Genomic DNA, 13,558 nt, shown 5'->3' on the forward strand with positions numbered 1-13,558 from the left:
GGGCGGGGACCTCCTTTGGCGGGTCCCCGCCGTCGGGCATTTTAAGGTTAGGGAGCGGTTGTGGAGCGGGGCGCTAGTGACTTCTCCGGCACGGGAGCTGACCCGCTGGCACGCTGCACGCGGTAGTAATGGCGCGCCTCGTCCTGGCGGACCTTTTCAGCGCCGGTGGCGATGGGGGCGCGGAGGTGGGCCGGGCCGTAGCCGAAGGCGTCCACGAGGTCCAGCGCATGGGGGCGCAGCTTGACCAGCAGCCGGTTAATGTACCCGCCCACGGTCCGTGCGCGCTGCATCGAGAGCCTGCCGTTCATCAGGTACCACGAGAGATTGTTCTCGATGAGGGACAGGCCGAAGAGGTCCCGGAGCCAGGTCAGCACGGTCCTGGTTCCCGGGTCGGCGACCTTGCCCAGTGCCTCGGTGAAGGCCTCCCACTGCAGGAGCTCGGCGTGCGCGCGGGCGGCGTCGATGAGCTCGTCCTGGTGCTGGTTGAACAGGGCTGACGCTTCGCGCTGCGGCAGCCTGTTGGCACCCCTGAGTGCAGTGGCTGCCTCGGCAACCATGGTCTGGACGCGGTCGGTGAGCAGCGCGCGCTGGCTTTCCTCGTCGCGGAGGGCAATGGCGGCCTTCTGGACGGACCCGTTGTCCGCCACGAACTGTGCCACCTGGCGCAGCCCGGTGCGGTGGACGGCGGTCCCGGCGGCCTGGTTGACCACATACCTCGCCAGCACGCCGAACGTGGCGCCGCGGAATTCCTTGGCGTAGTCGGCCAGCAGCCGCTTGGCCACGAGCTGCAGCAGGACGGTGTTGTCGCCCTCGAAGGTGACATAGACGTCGAGGTCGGCGCGGAGCGAGGCGAAGCGGTTCTCGATCAGGAAACCGGCCCCGCCGCAAGCTTCGCGGCATTCCTGCAGGGTGTCCAGTGCGTGCCACGTGCTCAGCGGCTTCAGCGCCGCTGCCAGGGTTTCCAGGTCCTGGCGGTCCTCGTCGGAATCGTGGGCGCCGGAGAAGACATCGTCCAGCTTTTCCAGCAGCTGCTCATGGGCAAAGCCCGCGGCGTACGTCGTGGCCAGCCGGGTAAAGAGCCGCCGCTGATGCCGCTGGTAGTCCAGCAGCACCTCTTCCTCGACGGGGGACGAGGCGTTGAACTGCCGCCGCTCGGTTGCGTAGGTAATGGCCGTCTTCAGTGCGAGCTTGGAGGCTGCGACGGCGGCGCCGTCGAGGCTCACGCGGCCCTGCACCAGCGTGCCGAGCATGGTGAAGAACCGCCTTCCAGGGCTCGCGATGGAGGAGGTGTAGTTGCCGCCGGCGTCGACGTCGCCGTAGCGGTTGAGCAGGTTGGTGCGGGGAACGCGTATGTGGTCGAAGTGCAGCCGGCCGTTGTCGATGCCGTTGAGTCCGCCCTTCACGCCGTCGTCCTCGCCGCCGATCCCGGGCAGGAATGCCCCGGTGGCGGGGTCGCGCAGATCAACGTAGAACGCGTGCACGCCGTGGTTGACGCCGTTCGTCACGAGCTGGGCGAAGACCACGGCGCCGAGGCCGTCGATGGCCGCGTTGCCGATGTAGTCCTTCCACGCGGCCCGGAAAGGGGTGTGGATCACGAACTCCTGGGCGTCCGGATCGTAGGTTGCTGTGGTGGCGATGCTGGCGACGTCGGAGCCGTGTCCGGTTTCGGTCATGGCGAAGCAGCCCGGAATGTCAAGGTTCATGATGCCCGGCAGCCACTTCTCGTGGTGTTCCGCCGTGCCCAGATGCATCACGGCCGAGCCGAACAGGCCCCACTGCACACCGGCCTTGATTTGCAGGGACGGGTCTGCGGTGACCAGTTCCTCGAAACCTGCGATGTTGCCGCCGTGGTCGTCGGACCCGCCGAAGGCAGCCGGGAAGGCGCGGTGGACGCCGCCGCTGTCCACCAGGTGCCGCAGCTGCCCAAAGGTGCGCAGGCGATGCTCCGTGGGCGTAAGCCCTTCCACCTTGTGGAGCTCCTCACGTGCTGCCAGGTTCCGCGCCTGCCGGCGGACGTCGGCCCACTTGCCCAGCAGCAGCTCACCCAGGGCGGCGACGTCGACGGCGGGCAGCGGGCTTGCCGTCCCTGGGACCTCCCGCCGCCCGGACGGTGTGTGGGCGGTTGCGCCTGCCGCGCGGTCAGCTACTTCAGTCATGTCGATTCCTTCGTTGGTATTGACAGGTTCCGGTGCTATTGAATGTCGGTGAGCGCCGGCGCGATGCCGACACACAGCCAGTCCGTGATCTGGCGTGCCATGGTTTCCTGGTCCGGCCTGGCGGGGGAGTCCGGGCTGGCCAGCCACTGCTCGCCGGCGTTGCGGACCAGTCCGATGGCGGCGTTGGGCCAGTAGCCGATGACGGATTCCTTGCCTTCGCCGAGGTGGGCCCGCATGGGCGTGGCGATCATGTCTGCGATGGCGTCAAAGAAATGGCCCAGGGCGCCGGCCGTCGTGATGGGGGTGGGACCGCCGTCGGACTCCGCAGCGGAGTACCTGGTGACAAAGGTGTAGACGTTGGGGCTGGTTTCAGCCATCTGGAGGTAGGCGGAGACCATGGCGAACAGGCCTTCCCGAGGAGTCTGCGCGCTTTGCGCCGCCTCCCTGATGCGCTGCTGCATCTGTCCCAGCACCACTTCCCCCACCGCCTGCTGCAGTCCGGCCTTGTCGCCGAAGTACCGGTAGAACACGGACTTGGACGTGCCGGCGGCGGTGGCAATGTCCTCCATCGACGCGTCGCTGCCGAGTGTGTGCACAGCACGCCGGGCTGCCTTGATGAGTTCGCGCCTGCGTTCCTCCCGGTGCCCCCGCCACCGCGAGGCGCGGCCGTCCACGGCTTCTGACGCGGAGCCGGCGGGCGGGGAAGGAGGGGTTTGGTTCACGATACCCAGCGTATCAGGTACGCTGGGTATCGATAACCAGCCGGATCAAAGGAGATAGCACATGCCCGTGGATCGTCAGCCTCAAACCGTGCGGAAAGCCGTGGTGGTCGGCGGCAACAGGATCCCGTTCGCCCGGACAGGCGGCGCGTACACCAAGTCGTCCAACCAGGACATGCTCACCGCAGCCCTGGACGGCCTGATCGCCCGCTTTGGCCTGCAGGAGGAGCGCATCGGCGAAGTGGCCGCGGGCGCCGTCCTCAAGCACTCCCGGGACTTCAACCTGACCCGCGAGGCAGTCCTGGGCTCGGCGCTGTCGCCCGAGACTCCGGCCTATGACCTGCAGCAAGCCTGCGCCACGGGCCTGGAAACGGTGCTGGGCCTGGCCAACAAGATCAGGCTCGGCCAGCTGGACTCCGCCATCGCGGGCGGCGTGGACTCTGCCTCGGACGCCCCGATTGCCGTCAGCGAAGGCCTCCGCGAGGTGCTGCTGGACCTCAGCCGCGCCAAGACGCTTCCGCAGCGGCTTCAGATCCTGGCCCGGCTGCGCCCCAAGGACCTCGCCCCGGACGCGCCGAACACCGGAGAGCCCAGGACCGGCCTCTCGATGGGCGAGCACCAGGCCCTGACCACGGCCCAGTGGAACATCTCCCGCGAGGCCCAGGACGAGGTTGCCCTCAACAGCCACCGGAATCTTACCGCCGCCTATGACGCCGGATTCTTCGACGATCTCCTCACTCCCTACCGGGGCCTCACCCGGGACTCGAACCTCAGGCCCGACACGAGTCGCGAAAAGCTGGCATCCCTCAAGCCCGTGTTCGGCCGGAACCTCGGCTCCGAAGCCACCATGACAGCCGGCAACTCCACGCCGCTGACGGACGGCGCCTCCACGGTGCTGCTTTCCTCGGAGGACTGGGCCGACCAGCATGACCTGCCCAAGCTCGCCACCGTTCTGGACGGCGAGGCAGCCGCCGTGGATTTTGTCCATGGCAAGGACGGGCTGCTCATGGCGCCGGCATTCGCCGTCCCCCGGCTGCTGGCACGCAACGGCCTCACGCTGGACGACATCGACTTCTTCGAGATCCACGAAGCCTTCGCCGGGACGGTGCTGAGCACCCTCGCCGCCTGGGAGGACGAAAAGTTCGGCCGCGAGCGCCTCGGACTGGATGGTGCCTTCGGGAAGGTCGACCGGTCCAAGCTGAACGTCAACGGATCATCGCTCGCAGCCGGGCACCCGTTCGCTGCCACGGGCGGACGCATCGTGGCCACCCTGGCAAAGATGCTGCATGAGAAAGGCAACGCCGGAGGACGCCCCGCCCTGGGGCTCGTGTCCGTCTGCGCTGCAGGCGGCCAGGGCGTCGTCGCGCTGCTCGAAGCGTACACGGAAGGCAACACGCCGGGGGAAGTCCATGACTGACACCTACGCAAAGCTCGTTAAGCACGGCCTCGGACGGGATCTCGCCCGGAAGCTCGGTCTGCCGCAGCCGGCCGAACTGCGGCGCTACCGGCCCGGCCAGCCACTGATCGAGGGACCTGTGCTGGTTGGCGGTGCCGGACCCGGTGCGGACGGAATCGCGGCGGCGCTGCTTTCGTGGGGACTCGATGTCCGCCGCCACGCTGTTCCCAAGGAAAAGCTCGGCGGAATCGTGCTGGTCCTCGACACCCTCGAAACGCCCGGCGACCTGGAGCGCCCGGTCCTGGCGGCGGCACCGTCACTGCGGGACCTTGCCCCCGGCGGGCGGGTGGTGACCATCTCGCGAGTGCCCGGCGGAACGCCAGCCACGGCCGCCGCCCGCCAGGGCGTGGATGGGCTGCTGCGTTCACTGGCCAAGGAACTGCGCGCGGGCGCCACCGGAAACGGCATCCTCCTTGCCGAGGGCGTCAGCCCCAGTGCCCCGTCGGCCCTGGGTGCGCTGCGCTTCTTCCTCTCCGGCCGGTCAGCGTTCGTGGACGGCCAGTTCGTCCGCGTCACATCCGCGGAAGGCAGCCTGCCCGGCGACGCCGACGCACCGCTCGCGGGAAAGGTCGCCGTTGTGACCGGAGCGGCCCGCGGCATCGGCGCGGCCATCGCCCGGACACTGCACCGTGACGGCGCCACCGTAGTGGCTGTGGACGTCCCCGCGGCCGGGGATCACCTGGCGGATGTTGCCAACGGAATCCGCGGCACCGCGCTGCAGCTGGACATCACGCGGGACGATGCCGGGCAAAGGATCATCGACCACGCCGCGCACCGCCACGGCCGGCTCGACATCATGGTCCACAATGCCGGCATCACCCGGGACAAACTGTTGGTCAACATGGACCCGTCCCGCTGGGGGTCGGTTATTGATGTGAACATCGCGGCCCAGCTTCGCATCAATGAGGCCCTTCTTGGCTCTGAACACTTCCGTTCCGCGCCACGCATCGTTTCTGTTGCCTCCACGAGCGGAATCGCAGGCAACCGCGGACAAACCAATTATGCGGCGTCAAAGGGCGGGGTCATGGGCATGGTCCGGGCCACCGCACCGCTCCTGGCGCAGTACGGCGGTTCGATCAACGCGGTGGCACCGGGATTCATCGAGACAGAGATGACGGCCCGGATCCCGTTCGCCACCAGGGAGATCGCCCGGCGCCTGAATTCGCTGCAGCAGGGCGGGCAGCCAGGGGACGTTGCCGAGGCCATTTCCTTCCTCGCGGGCGATTCCGCCGGCGGCATTTCCGGAGAGGTGCTGAGGGTGTGCGGACAAAACCTGGTGGGGGCATGACCGGCAGCCAGCCCCTCATCCTGGGGGAGATGCCGTCCCTCTCAAAGCTGTACGTGAACGCGGCGGCCGCGGCCGCCCGCCGCAGGATCCTGGGCTCGCATGCCGACGGCGTGCTGCCCGCCGTGAGCCACGAAGTCCGGGATGTCCTGCCCGACGTCGATAACCTCACGGCCTTCCAGCACCTGCTCGGTGAGACTGCCAGTGACATTCTGCCGGCAGGGTTCATCCATGCGCTGGCGTTCCCTGTGGCGATGAGCGTCATGAACCGCGACGATTTTCCGCTGCCCCTGCTGGGGATGATCCATCTGCGGAACGTGATTGAGTACCGCGGGCCGGTCAGGTTCAACGAACCGCTGGACATTGTGGCCAGGGCGGAGACGCTCCGGGCGCACCGCGCCGGAACCCAGGTGGATATCGCCGTAGAGGTACGCGCCGCCGGTGACAGCGCTGCGTGCTGGTGCGGCGTGTCCACCTATCTCGCCAAGGGTGTTTTCCTGCCCGGCATCGACAAGGCCTCGGCGGCAGCCGCACCGCAGGGCTTCACGGCACCGGACCCCACAGGGCTCTGGCAGCTTGGCGTGGACACGGGCCGCGCCTACGCTGCCGTGTCCGGGGACTTCAACCCGATCCACCTCAGTATTCTGTCCGCCAAGGCCCTGGGCCTGCGCCGGTCCATCGCCCACGGCATGTACCTGGCGTCGAGGGCGCTGGCGGATGTGGGCGCGGCGAAAGGCGACGCCTTCCGCTGGGACGTGGGGTTTGAGGCACCCGTTTTCCTTCCCGCACGGGTGGCGCTGGACATTTCGACGGCGGAATCCGGGGAAGGCGGGTGGCTGCGGTCGGACTACGTGGCATGGAATCCGAGGTCCGGCCGGAAGCACTTCAGCGGGTCGGTGGCTGCCCTGTAGCACTGGGGGTGTGCTGCGGCACGCGGGCACAGCTGCAGCCCGGCAGAATGCGGACGGGCTACTTGCCGTTCGGGTTGGCGACCCGCAGGATGCGGTGCAGGCTCAGCAGGATTGAGCCTGCGGCGCTCGGCGTGCCGGCCCCGTTTCCGTCGGCGGCGGTGCGGTCCTCGAGGGAGGCGACCGCCGCATGGGCCGCGTGGAAGAGTTCTGCCTGCCGTTCGGCGTCGTCCTCCTCCTCCGCTGAGCGGAGCACCTCACCCACGGCAGACAGTGCCTCAGCGAGCGGCTCGCTGTAGGGGAGGGGAATGGTGAAGGGCATATCCTCGCTCCAGATGACGTCGGCCAGCACCTCGGTCATGTCCTGGATGTGGAAGGTAATGTGCTCAAGATCGCGCACGCTCCGGTAATCCTTATCCACGTCACGCGGATGGAAACGGCGCCGCGGGTTTGCCGCCCTGCTCGCATCAGCCTTCTGGACAGCTGCACGAACCGAGCGGGCCGACTCGGCCAGGTCCTCGGACCGGCGCGACCAGTCCTCGTGTTCGGGCGGCCAATTTTCGTGCATCGCCGCGCCCATGTCCGACAGCTGGCGGGCCAGCGACAGCCGCAGCTCCGCGAGGCTGAGGGCGGCTGCGTTGAAGTGCAGCGGCGGAAACACCAGCAGGTTGACGGCGACGCCCACCACCACGCCCACGCCCATCTGCAGCAGGTAGCCGAAGGAGAAGTCGTCCGGGTTCTGCCTGCCTACCACCAGCACCAACAGAGCCGCCGTCGGAATCCAGTCCCGGCCGGCGCCCAGGCGCGGGAGCCCCGCGAGCAGCACGCCCAAGGCCATGACCGCTGCGACGCTGACCGGTGTGGCCCCGAAACTGAAGAGGAGGAAGGCCAGGCCGATGCCGGCCCCCAGTCCCACCAGGGTCTGGAAGCCCTGGCGGATGGAACCCGACACGTTCTCGTACATGGCAACCAGCGCCCCGAGCGGGGCGTAGTACGCGTAGTGGGCGGCGCCCCCGGGCATGAGAGGGGCCACCCAAAAGGCAATGCCTGCCGCCAGTCCCGCCTTGGCGGCAAGTTGAAGGCGCGGTGCGGCGAGGGCCCGGGCAATTCTGGTGGATACTGACCGCCAGATCCTGCGCGGCAGCGGATCACGGCCTGCCTCGTGCTGATTCGAGGTGCTCATCGGGGCCCCCGGCGGTGCTAGCCGACTCCGTGGCCGGCGGCCACTTCCTCGCCCGCCGTGACCGGACCTGGAGGAGTGCCGTCGCCGAAGGGGCTGCCGCCCAGGGACTCCCGCCCGTGTGCCGTTAGCCATCCGGACAGTTCCGGGCCGGCTGGGACGATCTGCGTGGGATTGATGTCCTCGTGCACTATGTAGTAGTGCTGTTTGATCTGCACGAAGTCGATGGTGTCCCCGAAGCCGGGGGTCTGGAACAGGTCCCGGGCATAACCCCACAGCGCGGGCATTTCGCTAAGCTTGTTCCGGTTGCACTTGAAGTGGCCGTGGTAGACGGCGTCGAAGCGCGCGAGCGTGGTGAAGAGCCGGACGTCCGCCTCGGTGATGGAGTCGCCCACCAGGTACCGTTGGCCGGTAAGCCGTTCCTCGAGCCAGTCCATCGCGTTCCACAGCCGGTTGTAGGCAGCATCGTAGGCCTCCTGGGAACCTGCGAACCCGCACCTGTAGACGCCGTTGTTGACCTCGGTGAAAACGCGCCTGTTGACGCCGTCGATTTCCGCACGCAGGTGCTCCGGGTACAGCTGCGGCGCCCCTGGGCGGTGGAAGTCGGTCCATTCCGTGGAGAAGTCCAGCGTGATCTGGGGGTAGTTGTTGGTCACCACCGCGCCGGTGGCGATATCCACGACAGCAGGGACCGTAATGCCGCGGGGGTAATCCGGGAAACGGCGGAAGTAGGCCTCCTGCACGCGCTCGATACCCAGCACCGGGTCCTTGCCGTCCGCGTCCAGGTCGAAGGTCCATGACCGGGCATCGTGGGTGGGGCCTGGCTGGCCGAGGCTGATGACGTCCTCGAGCCCCAGGAGCCGGCGGACAATGACGGTGCGGTTGGCCCACGGACATGCCCGTGCGGCAATCAGCCGGTAGCGTCCCGGCACCGCCGGCCAGCCTGGTTCACCGTTCGGCCCGGGGGTGCCGCTCCGGGTGATGCGGTCCTCGATGTAGTTGGTGTCCCGGTTGAATTCGCCGCCGGTGACGTAGGCGCCCTTTGTGCTGTGTTCATCCGTGCCCTGCTGGTCAGTACCCTGCTGATCCGGGCTGCGCGGTTCCCTGCTCTGTGGTTCCGCGGCGTGCAGCTCGCTGCTTCGCGCTTCCCCTGCATGGCGTCCTTTGTGTGCTTCGACTGTGCTGGTCTTCTCACTCATGGCACCAGACTATGTTGCCGTCCCAAAGACCCGCGACATCGGCAGCCAGGCAAGCACCCAGCACGCCGCCACCACCAGGGAGAACAGTGCGATCCAGATGCCCGACGGCACGGCGGTGGCGCGGTACAGGATGTAGGCGTCGGAAGACCGCAGCTGGTCGCGGCGCCGGAGGTGGACATTGGTCAGCTTGAACAGGTCCCGGACAGCGGCAACCAGGAGGGCCACGCCCAGGATGATGGCCACGTGGCCGGTGAATGCGGCAGGCACATTGATGATCATCGCAGCCACCGCCACCACGGCCCCAAGCAGGATCAACACGCCGGCGGCGTTACGGATGAAGATCAGCGAAGCCAGCAGGACCAGCAGTCCGGCAGACAGCGCGGCCGGACCCCAGCCGCTGAAGCCCGCCCACACCAGCGCGGCCCCGGTCACGCCGGGAACGGGATAGCCCCAGAAACCAGACCAGACTGCGGCGGCGCGCCCCCTTGTGTAGGACGTGGTGGTGCCGCCGTGATTGAGCTGCAGCCTGATGCCGCCCAGCCGCTGGCCGCTGGTCAGGGCCGCAAAGGCGTGCCCCAGTTCATGGGTCACCGTGGCGAGCAGACCGAAGTAGCGCCAGGTGACACGGGGGACAGAGAGCGCCGCCGCGATGAGCACGACGGCCAGAAGCTCGGTGACGGAGACTGCGGGAACGGCGGTCTGGGTGAATCCGGCGGCCACCCGGTCCCACCATTGTTCGGGCAGGGACGGGCCGGGGACTTGCAGGTAAACCATGGGGATCAAGCCTACAGGCAGCACCTTAACGGCGGCTCACAGCCCGGGCAGAGTGGGCGGATCCTCCATCAGCGATGAGGCGTCGTCCGGAACCACCAGATGCAGCATGCTTTCGACGGGGGCTTCGCCCATCGCGACAAGGAGCTCGTTGATTGACATCTGCCCGGCAAGTTCACCGGGATGTTCCTCTTCCATACATAGAACATATGTGCGAACGGCGCCGGCAACGGCGAAGGACACGCGGCAACACCTGATCCGGGGCAGTACCGGGCCTAGGCAGCACCGCACGGGCTGGTCCACGATTGAGGTACACGCTGATGCCGAGAGAAGGACACCATGGCCACGCTGAAGGAACGCCTGCACGCCGACGTCGTTGCACATCTGAAGGAGCACAACAAGGTGGCCCTGGGCACCGTCCGCAGCGTCCTGGGCGAAATCGAGACCCGGGAGAAGTCCGGCAAGACGCCGGTGGAACTGGACGACGCGCAGGTGACTGCATTGCTGCAGAAGGAGGCGGCAAAGCGGCACGACACCGCCCGCATCTATGCCGAAGCGGGGGAGCCGGAGCGTGCGGCTGCGGAGATTGCCGAGGCGGAGGTTATCGAGGCGTACCTGCCCCAAGCCCTCTCCGCCGCCGAGGTGGAGGGCATCGTCGACGATGTCATCCAAGGATTGCAGGCGGAGGGCACGGAACTGTCCGTGCGGCACATGGGCGCCGTGATGAAGCCCGTCACGGCCCGGGTGGCCGGCCGCTTCGATGGAAAGGCCGTGAGCGACATCGTCCGCCAGCGGCTGGCCTGAGCAGCCAATCGACCCTTCCTCTAATCGACACGGTCCGGCAATGGGAGGACGATTAAGGTACACCAACTGTTAGGAGGTCGGTGATGTGCTATTCATCGTGTGAGGGATGGCGGAATTACAGGAAGGAAGCGGCCAAGGAGGCCGAGGGACGCCCGGAAGCAAGACCGGCCGAGACCCCCGAACCCCAGGTGCAGGCAGAGGAAAGCAGGATGTGGGCCTACCTCGCCAGGCTGGAGGAAACCGCTGACCGTGAGCCTGACCGCATCCGCGAGAACGCGTAGGCACACAAGGAAAGGCCCCGCTGGTGCGGGGCCTTTCGTTGCGACCTCTGCTGGTTCTGTCTTCTGCTACGGGAGGGCTGCCGCTATGTCCTGCCCGATCCGGCCCAGCAGGGCCGCTGACAGTCCGGGGTCCCTGGACGAGTCCTGGTCGGTGTACTCCGCCAGCGTGTATACCCGGCTCAACGACATCTCGGCCCAGCGTTCCCTCGGGAGCAGGGACCTGCCGGCCACCGCGATGATCGGGCGGCCGCCCGAGCGCCGGGCGACGGCGGCCGGGAGTTTGCCTGCGAGCGTCTGTTCGTCGATGCTGCCCTCGCCGGTGATGACGACGTCGCAGGCGTCCTTGCGGCTGTCGAAGTCCAGCAGGTCCAGGAAGTAGTCGGCACCGGAGACGTGCGCGGCCCCCAGCAGAAGGCACGCGTAGCCGAGTCCGCCTGCGCTTCCCGCCCCCTCGTGCCCGGCGAGCGCCCGGGCATTGGCCACCTCGGCGTTCTCCATGGTGGCGACGAGGTTCTCCAGGCCGCTGTCCAGGTCCGCGATGTCCCGGGGACCCGCGCCCTTTTGCGGACCGAAGACTGCCGGTGCACCGTTCGGTCCGGTCAGCGGGTTGCGGACATCGCTGGCGACCACGAGTTCGACGCCGGAAAGTTCCGGAAGGGGGGATCGCCGGACAGAGCGGATCTTGGCGAGGTCCCGGCCGCTGCCGGCCAGCTCTCGGCCGGCAGCGTCCAGGAAGCGGTAGCCCAGGGCGGCGAGCATGCCCATGCCGCCGTCGGTGCTGGAACTGCCGCCGAGTGCCAGGACCACCCTTGCCGGGTTAAGACTGAGCGCGAACACCACCGCTTCGCCAAACCCGCGGCTCGAGGCATCCAGCGGTTGCAGGTGGCCATCCGGAAGCTGTGCCAGACCACAGGTGTTCGCTACCTCGACAACCGCCGTAGCGCCGTCGAACGCTATTCGCGCGTGGACCGGCCGGCCAGTGGGGCCAGAGACGGTGACGCTGCGGTGGGTGAAGCCGGAGGCGACGGCGGCATCGACACTGCCGTCGCCGCCGTCGGCCAGCGGAAGCAGTTCACAGTGGACCGCTCCGGTTCTGCCGGCCACATCGGCGGCGGAGCGGAGCCCCGCTGCCAGGGCGTGGGCAACCTCGCCCGCGGTGAGGCTGCCTTTGAACTTGTCGGGTGCGATCAGGGCCCGTACGGGCGTCGGGGCGGTGGCGTTCTGCATGTCAGACGGATTCCGAGTAGGCACGGCGGCGGTCGTGGGAGGTGGAAGGGTCAGCGTGGTGCCTCGGCGTGTGGTGGCCGTATTCGGTCAGGTCCCCGTCGATGTCGGTGGCGTCGTCGGCTTGGACGGGGTCCTCGGCGGGCATCGGCTCGACGGCTTCCCCGGCGAATACCCGGCGGACCCGGTCGGCGTCCAGCGTGCGGTCCCACCAGGCGATGAAGAGAGTGGCGACGGCATTGCCGGTGAAGTTCACCAGGGCCCGGCATTCTGACATGAACTTGTCGATGCCGAAGATGAGCATGATGCCTGCCGCGGGGATGGTGCCGATGGTGGTCAGGGTGGCGGTGAGCGCGATGAAGCCGCCGCCGGCGACACCCGCCGCGCCCTTGGACGTGAGCAGCATGACCGCGAGCAGGCCTAGTTGCTGGCCGATGGTCAGGTCTGTGTTGGTGGCCTGGGCTATGTAGAGCGCAGCGAGGGACAGGTAGATGGCGGCGCCGTCGAGGTTGAAGCTGTAGCCCGTGGGGACAACGAGGCCCACGGTTTCCTTCTTCACGCCGGCGTGCTCCAGCTTGCGCATCAGTCCTGGCAGTGCGGGTTCTGCGGTGGAGGTGCCCAGGATGAGCATGTATTCCTCTTTGAGGTGGCGGATCATGGTGAAGATGTTCAGCTTCAGGAAGGCCATGACGGAGCCGAGGACCACGATGACGAAGAGGATCGACGTGGCGTAGAAGAGGGCGATGAGTCCGCCCATGCTGGTGAGTGAGGAGACGCCGAACTTGCCCACCGCGTAGGCCATCGCCCCGAAGGCGCCGATCGGGGCAGCCTTCATGATGAAGCCCAGGATCTTGAACATGACAGCGGTCAGTCGCTGCACACCGTCCAGGACGGGTGCGCCCACCTTGCCCATGGCGTTCAGGGCGATGCCGAAGACGACGGCGATGAAGATGATCTGCAGGATGTCGCCCTCAACGAAGGGTCCCACGATGCTGTTGGGGATGATGTGGGTGAGGAATTGCCACCACTCCTGGTGCTGGCCGGCATCGATGAGCTTGGCTGCGGAGTCGGACGTCTTGATCGAGCCGGCATCAGCGTTGACGCCGTCGCCAAGGCGGAAGATGTTGATGGCAACCAGGCCGAAGATCATGGCGAAGATGGTGCCGATCTGGAAGTAGGTGAGGGCCTTGAGCCCGGTCATCCCCACCTTTTTCAGGTCGGCGACGCTGGCGATGCCGCCCACGATGGTCAGGAACACGATCGGGCCGATGAGCATCTTCATCGAGTTCACAAAGGTGGTTCCGATGGGCTCCATGGCGATGCCGGCGGACGGTGCCAGCCACCCGACAAGGATGCCGATGACAATGGCTGTCAAAACCCAGAAGTAGAGCTGCCGGTACCAACGTGTTTTCGGGGCTTTCTTAGCTGCCGCTGCTCCGCCGGCGGTGGTGATGTGATCCATGATTCCTACCTCGTTGTGGAATGTCGCTGGAGATGGTCTGAAGGGTAAGGGGACAAGCGGCGTCCTGGGGGCCCCGACGCGAGCTTGCGAGCGTCGGGAAGGGACCTCCGCGA

The 13,558-nt window shown here is 67.4% G+C and carries 13 protein-coding genes; 5 read left to right on the plus strand and 8 right to left on the minus strand.

What is annotated here, in order from left to right; genetic code table 11:
* Positions 1 to 47 precede the first annotated feature (47 nt).
* Together ACFQ50_RS23460 and ACFQ50_RS23465 are read right to left on the minus strand one after the other, a co-directional pair.
* Positions 48 to 2,156 carry an acyl-CoA dehydrogenase gene (locus ACFQ50_RS23460; RefSeq protein WP_377998012.1) on the minus strand — a complete coding sequence of 703 codons (2,109 nt, stop codon included), beginning with the start codon at positions 2,154 to 2,156 and terminating at the stop codon, positions 48 to 50.
* 35 nt (positions 2,157 to 2,191) lie between these two features.
* Positions 2,192 to 2,878 carry a TetR family transcriptional regulator gene (locus ACFQ50_RS23465; protein ID WP_377998013.1) on the minus strand — a complete coding sequence of 229 codons (687 nt, stop codon included), beginning with the start codon at positions 2,876 to 2,878 and terminating at the stop codon, positions 2,192 to 2,194.
* Positions 2,879 to 2,939: 61 nt separating this feature from the next.
* Here ACFQ50_RS23465 and ACFQ50_RS23470 point away from each other — a divergent pair, with 61 nt between their 5' ends.
* The 3 genes from ACFQ50_RS23470 to ACFQ50_RS23480 are packed head-to-tail and all read left to right on the plus strand — an operon-like array spanning position 2,940 to position 6,527.
* Positions 2,940 to 4,292: an acetyl-CoA C-acetyltransferase gene (locus ACFQ50_RS23470; protein ID WP_377998014.1), complete on the plus strand. Its 1,353-nt coding sequence runs from the start codon at positions 2,940 to 2,942 to the stop codon at positions 4,290 to 4,292.
* The gene (locus ACFQ50_RS23475) at positions 4,285 to 5,619 is read left to right on the plus strand and encodes a 3-oxoacyl-ACP reductase (RefSeq protein ID WP_377998015.1); all 1,335 of its coding nucleotides are present in this window, start codon (positions 4,285 to 4,287) and stop codon (positions 5,617 to 5,619) included. The genes ACFQ50_RS23470 and ACFQ50_RS23475 overlap by 8 nt, the downstream gene beginning before the upstream one ends.
* Complete coding sequence (locus ACFQ50_RS23480) at positions 5,616 to 6,527, plus strand: MaoC family dehydratase (RefSeq protein WP_377998016.1); 912 nt, start codon at positions 5,616 to 5,618, stop codon at positions 6,525 to 6,527. The genes ACFQ50_RS23475 and ACFQ50_RS23480 overlap by 4 nt, the downstream gene beginning before the upstream one ends.
* A gap of 58 nt (positions 6,528 to 6,585) precedes the next feature.
* Here ACFQ50_RS23480 and ACFQ50_RS23485 read toward each other — a convergent pair whose 3' ends face one another.
* The 4 genes from ACFQ50_RS23485 to ACFQ50_RS23500 are packed head-to-tail and all read right to left on the minus strand — an operon-like array spanning position 6,586 to position 9,872.
* Positions 6,586 to 7,707, minus strand: coding sequence for an aromatic acid exporter family protein (locus ACFQ50_RS23485; protein WP_377998017.1), 1,122 nt, complete (start codon positions 7,705 to 7,707; stop codon positions 6,586 to 6,588).
* Between the two features lie 17 nt (positions 7,708 to 7,724).
* Positions 7,725 to 8,903 (minus strand): glutathione S-transferase family protein, encoded by a 1,179-nt coding sequence (locus ACFQ50_RS23490; protein ID WP_377998018.1) that lies wholly within the window; start codon positions 8,901 to 8,903, stop codon positions 7,725 to 7,727.
* Positions 8,904 to 8,912: 9 nt separating this feature from the next.
* Positions 8,913 to 9,677, minus strand: coding sequence for a M50 family metallopeptidase (locus ACFQ50_RS23495; RefSeq protein WP_377998019.1), 765 nt, complete (start codon positions 9,675 to 9,677; stop codon positions 8,913 to 8,915).
* 36 nt (positions 9,678 to 9,713) lie between these two features.
* Positions 9,714 to 9,872 (minus strand): hypothetical protein, encoded by a 159-nt coding sequence (locus ACFQ50_RS23500; protein WP_214854297.1) that lies wholly within the window; start codon positions 9,870 to 9,872, stop codon positions 9,714 to 9,716.
* A 141-nt stretch (positions 9,873 to 10,013) separates the two neighbouring features.
* Between ACFQ50_RS23500 and ACFQ50_RS23505 the strand changes: the two genes are divergently transcribed.
* Both ACFQ50_RS23505 and ACFQ50_RS23510 read left to right on the plus strand, forming a co-directional pair.
* Positions 10,014 to 10,478 (plus strand): GatB/YqeY domain-containing protein, encoded by a 465-nt coding sequence (locus ACFQ50_RS23505; RefSeq protein ID WP_377998020.1) that lies wholly within the window; start codon positions 10,014 to 10,016, stop codon positions 10,476 to 10,478.
* 83 nt (positions 10,479 to 10,561) lie between these two features.
* Entirely contained in the window at positions 10,562 to 10,759 is a 198-nt protein-coding gene (locus tag ACFQ50_RS23510; RefSeq protein WP_306923678.1) for a hypothetical protein, read from the plus strand.
* Positions 10,760 to 10,825: 66 nt separating this feature from the next.
* Here the strand turns inward: ACFQ50_RS23510 and ACFQ50_RS23515 are convergent, their stop codons facing one another.
* On the minus strand, positions 10,826 to 11,986 hold the full coding sequence (locus ACFQ50_RS23515) for a glycerate kinase (protein WP_377998021.1): 1,161 nt from the start codon (positions 11,984 to 11,986) through the stop codon (positions 10,826 to 10,828).
* 1 nt (position 11,987) lies between these two features.
* A complete protein-coding gene (dctA, locus tag ACFQ50_RS23520) occupies positions 11,988 to 13,445 on the minus strand; it encodes a C4-dicarboxylate transporter DctA (protein WP_377998022.1) in 1,458 nt (485 codons plus the stop codon).
* Positions 13,446 to 13,558: the final 113 nt, after the last annotated feature.

Origin of the sequence: Arthrobacter sp. NPDC056493, assembly GCF_042795115.1 — a bacterium.
Lineage (GTDB): Bacteria > Actinomycetota > Actinomycetes > Actinomycetales > Micrococcaceae > Arthrobacter.